15 protein-coding genes and 1 pseudogene are annotated in these 11,861 nt (G+C 56.4%); 11 read left to right on the plus strand and 5 right to left on the minus strand.

Annotation, left to right across the window (positions count from 1 at the left end; genetic code table 11):
* Nucleotides 1–193, minus strand: a 193-nt coding sequence (locus CFR80_RS14820) for a transposase (protein WP_146221631.1), incomplete at its 3' end; no start/stop codon positions are given.
* Nucleotides 194–218: 25 nt separating this feature from the next.
* Here CFR80_RS14820 and CFR80_RS14825 point away from each other — a divergent pair.
* The 7 genes from CFR80_RS14825 to CFR80_RS14850 all read left to right on the plus strand — a co-directional run bounded on the left by CFR80_RS14825 (nucleotide 219) and on the right by CFR80_RS14850 (nucleotide 6,046).
* On the plus strand, nucleotides 219–851 hold the full coding sequence (locus CFR80_RS14825) for a hypothetical protein (protein WP_258367840.1): 633 nt from the start codon (nucleotides 219–221) through the stop codon (nucleotides 849–851).
* Nucleotides 852–1,095: 244 nt separating this feature from the next.
* The gene (locus CFR80_RS14830; protein WP_258367841.1) at nucleotides 1,096–1,842 is read left to right on the plus strand and encodes a TrbG/VirB9 family P-type conjugative transfer protein; all 747 of its coding nucleotides are present in this window, start codon (nucleotides 1,096–1,098) and stop codon (nucleotides 1,840–1,842) included.
* Between the two features lie 2 nt (nucleotides 1,843–1,844).
* Nucleotides 1,845–2,513, plus strand: coding sequence for a hypothetical protein (locus CFR80_RS14835; protein ID WP_110507604.1), 669 nt, complete (start codon nucleotides 1,845–1,847; stop codon nucleotides 2,511–2,513).
* The gene (locus CFR80_RS14840; RefSeq protein ID WP_110507605.1) at nucleotides 2,510–3,517 is read left to right on the plus strand and encodes a TrbI/VirB10 family protein; all 1,008 of its coding nucleotides are present in this window, start codon (nucleotides 2,510–2,512) and stop codon (nucleotides 3,515–3,517) included. Before CFR80_RS14835 ends, CFR80_RS14840 begins: the two co-directional genes overlap by 4 nt.
* Entirely contained in the window at nucleotides 3,514–3,909 is a 396-nt protein-coding gene (locus CFR80_RS18960; RefSeq protein WP_146221665.1) for a hypothetical protein, read from the plus strand. Before CFR80_RS14840 ends, CFR80_RS18960 begins: the two co-directional genes overlap by 4 nt.
* A gap of 311 nt (nucleotides 3,910–4,220) precedes the next feature.
* Nucleotides 4,221–5,069 (plus strand): DNA/RNA non-specific endonuclease, encoded by an 849-nt coding sequence (locus CFR80_RS14845; RefSeq protein ID WP_258367842.1) that lies wholly within the window; start codon nucleotides 4,221–4,223, stop codon nucleotides 5,067–5,069.
* A 65-nt stretch (nucleotides 5,070–5,134) separates the two neighbouring features.
* Nucleotides 5,135–6,046 (plus strand): DUF3991 and TOPRIM domain-containing protein, encoded by a 912-nt coding sequence (locus tag CFR80_RS14850; protein ID WP_110507607.1) that lies wholly within the window; start codon nucleotides 5,135–5,137, stop codon nucleotides 6,044–6,046.
* Here the strand turns inward: CFR80_RS14850 and CFR80_RS14855 are convergent.
* The 3 genes from CFR80_RS14855 to CFR80_RS14860 are packed head-to-tail and all read right to left on the minus strand — an operon-like array spanning nucleotide 6,043 to nucleotide 7,245.
* On the minus strand, nucleotides 6,043–6,618 hold the full coding sequence (locus tag CFR80_RS14855) for a recombinase family protein (protein ID WP_110507608.1): 576 nt from the start codon (nucleotides 6,616–6,618) through the stop codon (nucleotides 6,043–6,045). The two genes, CFR80_RS14850 and CFR80_RS14855, sit on opposite strands and share 4 nt — an antisense overlap.
* Nucleotides 6,615–6,926 (minus strand): hypothetical protein, encoded by a 312-nt coding sequence (locus CFR80_RS18965; protein WP_146221666.1) that lies wholly within the window; start codon nucleotides 6,924–6,926, stop codon nucleotides 6,615–6,617. The genes CFR80_RS14855 and CFR80_RS18965 overlap by 4 nt, the downstream gene beginning before the upstream one ends.
* Complete coding sequence (locus CFR80_RS14860) at nucleotides 6,919–7,245, minus strand: hypothetical protein (RefSeq protein ID WP_110507609.1); 327 nt, start codon at nucleotides 7,243–7,245, stop codon at nucleotides 6,919–6,921. Before CFR80_RS14860 ends, CFR80_RS18965 begins: the two co-directional genes overlap by 8 nt.
* Before the next feature lie 419 nt (nucleotides 7,246–7,664).
* On the opposite strand from CFR80_RS14860, the gene CFR80_RS14865 reads away from it, so the two are divergent.
* The 4 genes from CFR80_RS14865 (at nucleotide 7,665) to CFR80_RS14880 (ending at nucleotide 11,607) form a co-directional block, all read left to right on the plus strand.
* Entirely contained in the window at nucleotides 7,665–8,123 is a 459-nt protein-coding gene (locus tag CFR80_RS14865) for a MucR family transcriptional regulator (RefSeq protein ID WP_026018819.1), read from the plus strand.
* Nucleotides 8,124–8,779: 656 nt separating this feature from the next.
* The gene (locus CFR80_RS14870; RefSeq protein WP_026018931.1) at nucleotides 8,780–9,637 is read left to right on the plus strand and encodes a DUF932 domain-containing protein; all 858 of its coding nucleotides are present in this window, start codon (nucleotides 8,780–8,782) and stop codon (nucleotides 9,635–9,637) included.
* A gap of 134 nt (nucleotides 9,638–9,771) precedes the next feature.
* Nucleotides 9,772–10,092: a hypothetical protein gene (locus CFR80_RS14875; protein ID WP_146221667.1), complete on the plus strand. Its 321-nt coding sequence runs from the start codon at nucleotides 9,772–9,774 to the stop codon at nucleotides 10,090–10,092.
* A 684-nt stretch (nucleotides 10,093–10,776) separates the two neighbouring features.
* Nucleotides 10,777–11,607 carry an IS5 family transposase gene (locus tag CFR80_RS14880; protein ID WP_110507611.1) on the plus strand — a complete coding sequence of 277 codons (831 nt, stop codon included), beginning with the start codon at nucleotides 10,777–10,779 and terminating at the stop codon, nucleotides 11,605–11,607.
* Between the two features lie 12 nt (nucleotides 11,608–11,619).
* On the opposite strand, the pseudogene CFR80_RS14885 reads toward CFR80_RS14880, so the two are convergent.
* A pseudogene (locus tag CFR80_RS14885) lies at nucleotides 11,620–11,703 on the minus strand (IS5/IS1182 family transposase); the annotation flags it as partial.
* Nucleotides 11,704–11,861: the final 158 nt, after the last annotated feature.

Genomic DNA, 11,861 nt, shown 5'->3' on the forward strand with positions numbered 1-11,861 from the left:
CGCACCCGGCCGAGGCTATGTAGAGCATCGCATTGACCACCTCGCGCATATCCGTCGTGCGAGGGCGACCGCCCCGTTTCGCAGGGGGCACAAATGGCATGATCAAAGCCCATTCCCCGTCCATCATATCCGATGGATATCGCAGTCCTTCCCGGCTATGTTCACGTCGGGCAATACCAGTCCATGTCACCATTCACTCCATCTCTTCGTAAAGACGGATGAATCACAACAGGCTGGTATTGTTCAAAAACTTTCGGATCAGGCTCTTAGGGTGGCGGCGTGCGGACGATCGCTATGCCAATGACGTACGGATCGCGTGGGTAAAGGTGCAGCCAGATGGCCGCAGCGATGCACAGCTTTGGAGTGATGGCGGAAATCCAAACAGGTTTTTTGAGCCGTTCATTAACACGGCGCTTATCAATTTTGTGGAGCATCGCTATCGGCATATTCGCAGCACCATTGTTTCCGATTACGGGCTGGCGGCATTGTTCATGTCGCCCACGTTGCGTCGGGAATGGCTGGCAGACGGCGCAGCCGCGAAGGAAGCAACCGACTTTGAAGCAAATGGCAATGGTGGAGAGTATTCCATCGTCATTAAGGCCATAGATCACAGCACAATGGTAAATCCCGATGCCGCGAACCGTAGTTCGATTATCGTAGATTCTACTGTGTATGTAACACAGCATTATTTGGACGGCACACGACCCGACGAACAGAAGATTGTCAAACTGACATGGCGACTGGTACCGCTCGCACAATTACAACACGACTGGCAGCAGTTGAAGGAAAACGGCCCTGGCGTCGAGATCCTTTCCAGCCACATCGTTACTGCGCTTTCACAGGAACATTAATGCCATGAAAAAGTTTGTTATTGCTATCGGATTGCTCATGGCATCCACGGCTTATAGCCATGCGCAGTCTCCCCGCCTGACAGACCAGCAGAAAGCGGCCATGTCCGGCACGGTCCCTAATCCGTATGCGGCTCCTGCCCCTGCCCCTGCCCCTGCCCCCGCTCCTGCCCCTGTGGGTGCCCCGCAGCAGACCGGGGCAGCAGATGCCCCGATCAATACGGTGAAAGCCTGTACGCCGCTCCTGATGCCGCAGGGCATCACGCGGGAATTTAACGCATCGGTGAATGTATCGGCTCACCTGATTTTCCCGCTGCCTCTTGCCCATGCGATGATTTCCACGAAACTGTGGACAGAAGAACACCACGGCAATGATCTGTGGGTCCGTCCTAATCAGGATACCCATATGGCCGACAAGGTTGGCCTATCGGTGTCGATGGTCGATGGACGCAGATACGACTTCACGGTGCAGAGCGTTCCCAATTCCACGCCCTGCTACCTGGTCGTGCCGTATCCTTTCCTCTCTCCCAATGCGAGTTCGCTAACGCCCGAACAGCTTGCCCAGGCGCAGCAGGCCGCCGAGGAAGCACGCAAGCAGAAAGCCGCTGCCGCTGCCGCGTGGCGTGCGTCCGAGGCAAAGCGGCACGCTGACGAACAGGCTGCATATCAGAAGCAGTTTGACGCCATGCGGTCGCAGGTTATTCAGCAGGCCGAAGACCGCATTAAGCAGTTTCAGCATTCCCTCCATACTGCCTACACATGGAAAAACCACCGGCTCATTCCGTCTGTCTATGACGATGGGGAAACCACCTATGTCCGCGTCTATCAGAGCGGATACGGCGTGCCGGTTATCACTGGTTCTCATGATGGTCAGGACGTGGCGGTACAGTCCGATTACGACGATATGACGGGTATCTATGTGATTCCGGGCCTGTATGACCGTATTAACGTCAGGCTAGGGACCAACCGTATCCGTATCGTGCGGGGTGGCTGACCATGACCACGGAACCGAACAACGAGCAGCAGCCCAACACCGCGCGGATTCATCGTCCAGCATCTTTGGTGAAGCTAAAGGATAAGCTGAAAGCTACAGATCATACTAAGAAGATCATAGTTGTTGGCCTGTCCGCTATGGCGTTGCTCATGCTTATCATCGTGATTCATGGCCCCAATAAGCGCCATCACGACCAGCAGGCGCAGCCCAAACCCATTGAACAGAACAATTCCGCGTTCGACCTGAAAGCCTACCAGCAGCAGGTGCAGGAAGAAGAAAGGGAACGAGCGGCGCACGCGGCACAAGAAGCCATTGCCAATCCACAGGGGAGGCCACAAGGCCAAGGCCAAGGAACCGGCGTGGTCCAGGTCGGACCCAATGAAGATCAGTCGGACATTAGCTATGTGAAGCAGGGCTGGAAGCAGACGCAAACCTGGGACCAGGGAATCAACACTCTGCCCCCAGGTCAGCAGGCCAACAACGCCAGCGGCGGCAATGGTAATGGGGCCGTTCCCCGCAACCGGCCAGCCGCTTTTGACGACAGCTATGCGGCACAGCAGCGGGAAGCAAGCCGCATCCGACAGGCACAGCTACAGCAGAGATTAGAGGAAATCCGGCAGCGCCAGCAGGACATGCTTGCACGCCGGGAGCGGGAGGCAGCAGCACAATGAAACCGATAAAGAGCATTTTTGCTGCCCTCATGCTAATGCCTCTGCCTATTCCGGCTATGGCACAGATGGCCTTTCCCAGCGGCGCGATTGCATCCAAGCCGGTCCCTGCCGCCATGCTGGCCAACGGTGCCCGGCTCAAGGAAGGCATCGCCCGTCTTAATGCTCAATGGCAGGAGCAGACAGGCGAGCCGCTTGTAACCGCAAGTGATCTTGCAGCAGGCGGGCAGACCAACAGCCAGGATGAACAGGCCCAGCAGGACGACGACGACGACGACGACCAGCCCGACACCAAAGCAGGAAAGAGGAAGGTTCGCCTTAAACAGCGGCTTGAGAAAGCATCACAAGATACGGACGATTTCACACCCGGCAAAATCGGAGACCGCTATAAAATCCCTGTGGGATATATGGCTACCGGCACGCTCGAAATGACTGCGAACAGCGATCATCCTGGTCCTTTCAAGGGAGAACTCACCCAGCCGATCCTTTCTATTGACAGGCAGCATGTGCTTTTCCCGGCAGGTTCCATCGTCACCGGGCAGATTATGGGGATCGGGGGTGGCACAAATTCGGTTATCAGCAACCGGATAACATTCGTGCCGCTCTACATCACCCGTCCTGATGGCGGATCAATGCGCATACGCGGGCAGAACGTGCTTGACCGCTTCGGTATCAACGGGGTGGGAGACAAGACGAACTATCATATTGCCCCCATGCTGGGGGCCGCTATCGGTCTGGCCGGATTGCAATCCATTCCGTCGATCCTATCCAACATCACACAGAAATCGAACACGTTTAATACGGTCGGTCAGGAAGGGGCCGAAGAAATCCAGCAAGGCGGACAGAATACCTTGCAGCAGTACATGAACCTGCGACCCACTACGACCGTGCGTGCGGGCCATGTCCCCATCCATATTTTTTTCAACCGTGAGCAGTTCGCGCCAGAGTGGCGGGCAACGGACAATTTTCAGCTTACCAATGTCTCGTACAAGGGGGCGACAAAATGAAACGCATCGCCCTTCTTTCCATATTTGCCCTGGCGGCCTGCGCTCACCAGAAGCCGGAGCCGCTGCCCACTGTCAGCAGCATGACCACTGTTACCCGGCTTGAGTATCCCAAAAGCGCAAAGACCGTACAGGAGGCCGCAGAATACATCCTGCGACCGACCGGGTATCATCTGGTAGTGGATTGCCCAAACTGTGGACCAGAGGCACGAGAAATAGCTGAAAAGCCGCCCTCGCCTTTGTCTTTGCGGCCAGAAATTACAACCATCGCGCGGGCGCTGATCCTTATTGGCGGATCGCGTACCGCTATCGTGGTGGATGCCGACCACCACGCTATTACATACACATGGGCAGGGTCGGCAGACACCTACCGTTGGGCAGGAGCCGCACGATGAAGAAGCGAGTTCTAATCGGCCTGCCGGTGCTGTTGGCATTGGCTGGGTGTGGAGAACAGACAGATCCACGCCTGCACCTGGAACCGGCCAACGAGGTTCACTTGGACCTCAACCCGGGTCGTATCCGAGCGGCAAACCTTTACGGGACGACGCCGCCGGTAACGCCCGTTGTAACCAGTCCAACCATTCCGGCCACGGGCGTAACCCAGCCCTCACCTTCTCTTTCGCCCCAAGAGTGCAAAAGCTAAGGCACGGGCGCTGCATGACAGATGAAGCCGCCCCCAGGGCGGCTTTTTTTTAGGGGAAATCCAATGTGGAAGGGTATGCCTGTGCTGGCGATAGCCAGCACCATCATATTCCTAACTGGACCGGCGCAAGCCGGTTGCTATTCAGATCCTACGCCGCAGATCGTCAATGCCAAAATGCAGGCGGGTACGACGTTTCTATGCAACGGCCATTATAGCGTCTTGTATTCATCCATTACCCACGGCCCATTGTGGTCAGCCGAGAGGCTGACCAGTGAGAACGTCCGACTGGCGGCAGGCATCCAGCGGCAAGGGCAGTTTCAGCCAGATCCGCGTTTACCCTACGACCAAGATGCGACCCTAGAGGATTATCGCCGGTCTGGTTTCGATAGAGGCCACATGACACCATCGGGAGACGAACCAGACAGGCAAACACAAGCGCAGACGTTCTATCTTAGCAATATCGTGCCACAAACCCCGGCGCTCAACCGGGGGATATGGGCCGGGGTGGAAATGGCCGTACGAGACCTGGCCTTGCAGGTCGGGGAGCTGCTGATCGTAACCGGACCTGGCTATGACGCCGAGATTGACACGATTGGTCCTGACCATGTTTTCGTGCCTGCGTTTACGTGGAAGGCCGTATATCTGCCGACCAAGAAAGGTGGCGGGGCCTATGTATGCGCCAACGTGAATGAACGACCAGCCTGCTTTGTAGAAAGCCTGGCCGCCTTAACCGTGCAAGTCGGGATTGACCCTTTTCCCCAGGTGGCCGCAGCATCAAAAAAGCAGGTGTTTCCCTTGCCGAAGCCTGAACATTCTCCCTACACCCCGGATGGGGTAGTTTCCGAAGATATTGGGGAAATGAAAGAGGCTTTACGGGATTGGTTGCGTCAGTGGACGCGGCCCAGCCGGTAATTCCACCTTATTGCTTTACGTAACGCACGCTTGCACGCTTTACGTAAAGCGGGTAATATAGAGCCATGTCCGATCAAGAGATTACATACCTGCGTGACAATGTGGATTGCCGCACGCTCTTGGAACGTGAGGGCTTTACGCTCTATCCGGGCGAAAGCAGCAACCACGTTTGGAAATACGTGCGTAAGTCAGGGGCAGACGGGCATCAAATCATCATCGTGAACAATCACGGACGAGGCTGGTTTGCGCCGCTGGAAAATCAGGTCAAGGGTGATGTGTTCGGCCTGGTGCAGTATCTTTACCGAGGGGAGAATTTCGGTCGGGCACGGGTGCGTTTACGCAAGCTGGCCGGAATTGCGCCCGCACTTCCCGCCACCGTCCGTCCATCGGCCCCAGCGCAGAATGGTTTGAACCTAGTGGATCGGTGGAAGTCTCGGCAAATGCCAGATCCGCAATCTGCTGCTTGGCGCTATCTCACCAAAGAACGACGCCTGCCGGTAGCAACCGTGCGGCGGGCCGTCGATGCGGCTGTACTCGCGGAAGGGCCATACGGAACAATGTGGGCGGCTCATTGTGATGTTGAGCGAACCATGACCGGATGGGAAATGCGTGGTCCCAACATGAAATCCGCTTTCTGTAAGGGTGGGGAAAAGGCATTGTTCCGCTTCGCCTGGGCAGACAGTGGGTACACGCGCCTTGCTATCACAGAGGCAGCGATAGACAGCATGAGCCTGGCCACTTTGGAAGGTAAGAGATCCGACACGCTGTATGTATCTACTGGCGGTGGAATGGGGCCTCTTACCGCCCGTGTGATCTGTCAGCTAGGAGAGACCCTGCGGGACGTTGTAGCGGCGACCGACGCCAATGCAGCCGGAGACCGCTATGCAGCTATGATAGGGGATATGTTGAACGTGCCTGTTCGCCGCTTGCGGCCCCTACGTCATGCCGACTGGAACGATCAGTTAAAATCCCGTTAATGGTCGGTCTTGCGTTGGCTGTCCCTGCGTGCCCGTTGAACGGTGGAACGGCTGACGCCGAATAGCGTAGCAGCTTGGACCAGTGATAGGCGGCCTGCGTCGACTTCCTGATTCATGTATGCGACCTGATCCCTGGTCAGGGCCGAAGGGCGGCCAAGCCGTTGCCCGCGTTCCCGCGCGGCCCTAAGCCCTGCCTGCGTTCGCTCTACGATCACGTTGCGCTCAAATTCGGCCATGACGGCCATAATCTGCAATACCGCCTTTCCCGTGGGACCGTTGGTATTATAAATCGGTTCCGTAATTGAGCGTAAAGCAACGCCTTTCTGTCCCAGCGTGTCAGTAAGTGTTACTAGGTCAATCAGGCTTCGCGTCAGTCTATCCAGACGCCAGACAATAATTTCATCGTGTGGACGCACGCAGTCTAGCAGGCGCTTTAGTTCGGACCGGCTCATATTCTTACCGCTTCCCGTGTCCTGAAAGATCCGCTCGCAGCCTTCTTTCTCTAGCGCCCTCAACTGCATATCTACATCCTGGCTTTCAGAGCGAGAAATGCGGGCATAGCCAAATTTCATTTGAAGAATGTCCGCCCGAACCGCTGTAAGGGCGTCGGTCCTCTATCAAGAGAAGCCACATAATCAGCATGGAGTTTTTCACGAACATCCGTGGCAATTACAGCGTAATCGCTCACCAGTTCTGCAAGTCGGTCTATGGTCGGAATTTCGTGTGATGCAGTGCCTACCCATAGTACAAGATCGTCGTCTTCGCCGTCTGCATCTGGATCGGCTACCTGACCGAAATAGGTCTGCATAGGTGCATCCCATCCCACGGTGACGATCAAATCAGCATATTCTTTGTTGGGCGATAAATTATATCTACTCATGAGAATTATTTTTTAGTCTAGCATTTGCGGCCTCTTGCTTCGCTGCGGCCTCCTGACCTTCTCTGATATTATCTATATGTAATAATGCGTGTTGATGTTTATCTTTAATCTGTTCTTCTAGGGCGACCTCTGCCATTTGGAGAACTTGTTTTTTTGCGCTCTCGGCAGGAAGTCCGTATCCAGTCAACAGGCGCTTATGTGTTTCCATACTTACGCTGTGTTTTTTCTCGAAGGCGCATTGTAGGTCATTTTCATTTTCGGAATCTAATCCGGCGATTATTGCGGCATATGTCTCGGTGTCTGTCTGGTTGGCAGTCATTGATTTTCCCTACATCAAAAACGGTCGGTTTTGACACACTAGGAGATAGCTAGGAGAACCGTCATTAAAGATGTATCAAAAAATAGGGTCAAAAGTCGATCACTTTTGACTATATTTCTGACGCCGTAGGACGCTTCAAAAGCGGGCCTGATCCTGCCCGCCGTAAACCACAGACTATAAACAGGCTCCCTTGGCTGGACCCTATAGCCGCCTTTCCGCCTGTTTATAGTCTGCTCCGCTACGCTGCGCCCGGCTGACGCCGGGTGGATTACGGGGACAGGACCAGGAAGTATAACCGCCCCCCAATGCTAGGCCCCCCGAGGGGCCGTCGCCGGAATAAGTCTCATGAAAACATGCGATTGTTACCCATAACCGGGTCATATATTTATAGGATAATGACAGTCTTTAAGGAATAGATGATGGGCGAAGAACTATCCAAACGGTTGACCATGACAACGCAGATGGTGGCCGCGTATGTTTCACAAAACGAAATTGAGGCTCATGAACTACCAAGCCTGATCGGCAAGGTTTACGAGGCCATTTCTCCGAAGCAGGAACACGCACCAGACCAGCCAACACCTGCCGTCCCCATTAAGCGGTCGGTATTTCCAGATTACATTATCTGTCTTGAGGACGGCAGGAAGCTGAAAATGCTGAAACGCCATTTGCAGGCGACCTATGGCATGACGCCAACCGAATATCGGATAAAATGGGGGCTACCGGAGCATTACCCGATGGTTGCACCCAACTACGCGGCCCGCCGGTCGGAACTGGCCAAAGAACTTGGACTAGGGCGCGATATTACCTCACTCTCGGCACGTCAAAATGAGCAGCCGCAGCAACCTGCCAAACGCGGCAGGAAGAAAAAGGCCGTCTAATAAGTCATTGATATGCGTTACGTAAAGCAGGCAAGCCGTAAAGTTTCTTTCCCTTTCTCCTGCCTGTTGTGATTGTTGGTTTTCCAAGGGTTTTTGGGTAATCGCGCCCGTTGGGCGCGATTAGCACTGGCTCTAGTTCGTAAGGCCGGGAGCCTGGCGGAGCCAGCCTCCCGACCAACTCACCGGAGCCAGCCCATACGCTGCGCTCCTGGTCTGTCTCCGCCCATCCGGGTAACGATCCGCGCGACAACCCCCGATGCTAGGCCCCCAGCTTGGGGGCCGTCGCTGGTGCCATAATCCTCACTCCGCGCAAGCGGGCTGGTCCTCGCCATGCTCCCCATGCTCGCGCCTGTCCGTTGGCCAGGCGTTGCGCGTGGGTGCGCGTGGCTGCGGTCCCGGCCCTTCGGGCCGCCGCTTGCGCTGCGCTGCGGGTCATGGCCTCCTGATGGTGTCGGGACGAGAGGCGTCCCGCTTCGCTAAGTGTTCGCCCGCGCGGCGCGGTCGAACAAGAGGCTGGCTGGTGCTGGGCGCGGCTGGGTTTTTTGGCGGTAAACCGTGCTTTTTTCTTGCAATAATAATGTATCATGATACATTAACGACATGGGGGCGGGACACCACACCGACCCCATGAAACCCACATATAGGAGGCTCACCCTATGTCACAATCTCTCACCTACATTTCCCGCCGGAACTGCACCCCGCTGACTGATGCGGTGCTGATGAAAGCCGCTCCCAGCGTGTTTGCGCACGACAAGCACGAAAGCCGCTCGGAGCGTTACACCTACATTCCCACGATTGACGTGGTGAATGGCCTGCGGGCCGAGGGCTTTATGCCCGTGCATGTTTCGCAAGGCCGCTCTCGTATTCCGGGCAAAGCCAACTTTACCAAGCACCTGATCCGTTTCCGCCGACAGGGCCAAGGCCCGACATATACGCACCTGGGCGAACTGTTCCCCGAACTGATCCTGATGAATAGCCATGACGGGACCAGCGCGTACAAGATCATGGCGGGCATGATGCGCCTGCGGTGCTTTAACGGAATGATCGTGCTGGACAAGAACCTTGAGGAAGTCAGGGTACCCCATAAGGGCAACGTGACTGAAAAGGTGATTGAAGGGTCATACCGGGTCATGGATGCCAGTCAGGAAGCCTTGCGGGTTGCAGATCACTGGTCAGGCGTATCGCTGTCCCGTGACGAGCAAATGGTGCTGGCCGAGGCTACCCATATGCTCCGCTTTGACGAGGATAACACCACGGGACAGGCCATCCAGCCGAAGCAGTTTCTTGCACCGTGGCGGAAGGAAGACCGTGGCGACGATCTGTGGCACGTAGCCAATCGCCTACAGGAAAACACGATGAAAGGCGGGCTGCATGGCTTTCGGTGGGACGAAAAGGCCCGGCGTCACCGCCGCGTGACGACGCGCGAAGTCAAATCGGTTGAGACCGATGTGAAGGTAAATCGGGCCATCTGGCACCTGTCACAGCGGATGGCGGAATTAAAGGGGGCCGCCTGATCCCCCCAGGCGGGGCCGTATGGCCCCGCCACCCACCATTCCGAAATCTATTGCCCAAAGGTGCCCCGATGTTCCTGAACCATTATCATTGTGATTGCTGCGGTACGGACTGGACCGACGAATACCCCTGTCAGGTGGACGATGATTGCCCGAAATGTGGCGACCGCCACATATCCCCCCATCGCTTCGAGGACATGGCCCACGCCCCCTATATCCGCACGATGGGCGAACTTGTGGCCGCCCTTAATCGTGGAATGGGGGAACCGTGGAATCACATTCCGGGGGATGTGCTTTCCGATCTGCTGGAAACGCGCCTGCATGGCGTCACGAATGGCGGCACAAGCCGCTATTTTGAGACGAAAGACGACGCCACAGACTACGCCACCACGTTGCCGGGGGATGCTGTGGCCTCTCTTTTTTCGGGCACTCCCCAACGCCTATTTCTGGACGATTAAGGGCAAACAGCGTGCCAGCGCGATGCGCTGGCACAAGCATTAGGTTGCGGCCATAGGCCGCACAGCAACCCCCAATGCTAGGCCCCCAGCTTGGGGGCCGTCGCTGGCATCATGCTTTCCATGCCCGGCGTCATAGATATTGGTTTACGTAAAGCAGGCAAGCCGTAAAGTTTCCTTTCCCTTTCTCCTGCCTGTTGTGATTGTTGGTTTTCCAAGGGTTTTTGGGTAATCGCGCCCGTTGGGCGCGATTAGCACTGGCTCTAGTTCGTAAGGCCGCGAGCCTGGCGGAGCCAGTCTCCCGACCAACTCACCGGAGCCAGCCCATACGCTGCGCTCCTGGTCTGTCTCCGCCCATTCGGGTAACGATCCGCGCGACAACCCCCGATGCTAGGCCCCCAGCTTGGGGGCCGTCGCTGGTGCCATAATCCTCACTCCGCGCAAGCGGGCTGGTCCTCGCCATGCTCCCCATGCTCGCGCCTGTCCGTTGGCCAGGCGTTGCGCGTGGGTGCGCGTGGCTGCGGTCCCGGCCCTACGGGCCGCCGCTTGCGCTGCGCTGCGGGTCATGGCCCCCTGATGGTGTCGGGACGAGAGGCGTCCCGCTTCGCTAAGTGTCTGACCGAAAATGAGTTGAGTGATTTCAGCGGGTTATGATTCATGGGTTTGCGATAACCTGATGAGATCAAGATGGCCTGGACTGAAATCACCCGAGCGCAGTATCAAAGGGACGACCTGGAATATGCAAGCGACCTGCGCGATGCGGAGTGGGCGCTGATTGCGCCGCTGATGCCCGAGAAGAAACGGCTGGGCAGACCACGACGTACGGATTTGCGCCGGGTCATGGAGGCGATCCTCTATATCGTCACGACCGGCTGTCAATGGCGGCAGTTACCTCGGCACTTTCCGGCCTTCACGACCGTACAGGGCTATTTCTACCGTTGGATCCGCGAGGGAAGATGGGAAGCCATGAACCATATTCTCGTGATCCTGTCGCGTGAGCAGGACGGGCGAGACGCCACGCCTTCAGTGGGCATTATTGACAGCCAGTCGGTTAAAACCGCTGAAAATGGCGGCCCCCGCGGTTATGACGCGGGCAAGAAGATCAAGGGACGCAAGCGACATATCGCGACCGACACGCTGGGTCATGTCGTGGCGGCTGTTGTACATCCCGCCGACATTCAGGATCGTGATGGTGCGCCGCTGGTAGCGACCAGAATACGCTCATTGTTTCCCTGGCTTCGCCATCTGATCGGTGACGGGGGATATGCTGGCGAGAAGTTGCGTGGTACGCTGGCTGAACTCGGCCGATGGACGATCGAGATCGTCAAACGTAGCGATCGGGCCGAAGGCTTCGTCGTCTTGCCCAAACGCTGGGTCGTGGAGCGTAGCTTTGCATGGCTCGGACGTTGCCGTCGCCTCACGAAGGATGTCGAGACAACAATCTCGTCATCCTGCGCATGGTTGATGATTGCCCATATCCGCAGAGTTCTGCGAAAAATCAATCAAACCGCTTTCTGATTCAGGCTCTCATTCCTCATCTGTCAGATCAGACGGATAGCGTTTCGTCTTGCGTGTAATTCCGGCCATGCGGCCTCGTTGTGCTGGCGTCCACATCCTGCCTTTGAATCACGCTCAAAACCTCTTGAAAACCTATCATAGCGAATTTCCAAAAGGGCTTGTCTTATGCATTCCGTGTCGCTGCGTGCGACAAAGGACTGATTTTTCCGGGGTGGCCACCCCGGAAAAATCAGGAAGGGGACGGGTCGGCAACA

This window comes from Komagataeibacter oboediens (assembly GCF_003207815.1).
GTDB classification, from domain to species: Bacteria; Pseudomonadota; Alphaproteobacteria; order Acetobacterales; family Acetobacteraceae; genus Komagataeibacter; species Komagataeibacter oboediens.

Excerpts from the sequence above, each read along its gene's own strand:
- CFR80_RS14850 (WP_110507607.1), top strand. The coding sequence starts at position 5,135 with ATGTCCGATCAAGAGATTACATACCTGCGTGACAATGTGGATTGCCGC.
- CFR80_RS14830 (WP_258367841.1), top strand. The coding sequence starts at position 1,096 with ATGCCGCAGGGCATCACGCGGGAATTTAACGCATCGGTGAATGTATCG.
- CFR80_RS18960 (WP_146221665.1), top strand. The coding sequence starts at position 3,514 with ATGAAACGCATCGCCCTTCTTTCCATATTTGCCCTGGCGGCCTGCGCT.
- CFR80_RS14860 (WP_110507609.1), bottom strand. The coding sequence starts at position 7,245 with ATGACTGCCAACCAGACAGACACCGAGACATATGCCGCAATAATCGCC.
- CFR80_RS14870 (WP_026018931.1), top strand. The coding sequence starts at position 8,780 with ATGTCACAATCTCTCACCTACATTTCCCGCCGGAACTGCACCCCGCTG.
- CFR80_RS14835 (WP_110507604.1), top strand. The coding sequence starts at position 1,845 with ATGACCACGGAACCGAACAACGAGCAGCAGCCCAACACCGCGCGGATT.
- CFR80_RS14855 (WP_110507608.1), bottom strand. The coding sequence starts at position 6,618 with ATGAAATTTGGCTATGCCCGCATTTCTCGCTCTGAAAGCCAGGATGTA.
- CFR80_RS14845 (WP_258367842.1), top strand. The coding sequence starts at position 4,221 with ATGTGGAAGGGTATGCCTGTGCTGGCGATAGCCAGCACCATCATATTC.
- CFR80_RS18965 (WP_146221666.1), bottom strand. The coding sequence starts at position 6,926 with ATGAGTAGATATAATTTATCGCCCAACAAAGAATATGCTGATTTGATC.
- CFR80_RS14840 (WP_110507605.1), top strand. The coding sequence starts at position 2,510 with ATGAAACCGATAAAGAGCATTTTTGCTGCCCTCATGCTAATGCCTCTG.
- CFR80_RS14825 (WP_258367840.1), top strand. The coding sequence starts at position 219 with ATGAATCACAACAGGCTGGTATTGTTCAAAAACTTTCGGATCAGGCTC.
- CFR80_RS14880 (WP_110507611.1), top strand. The coding sequence starts at position 10,777 with ATGGCCTGGACTGAAATCACCCGAGCGCAGTATCAAAGGGACGACCTG.
- CFR80_RS14865 (WP_026018819.1), top strand. The coding sequence starts at position 7,665 with ATGGGCGAAGAACTATCCAAACGGTTGACCATGACAACGCAGATGGTG.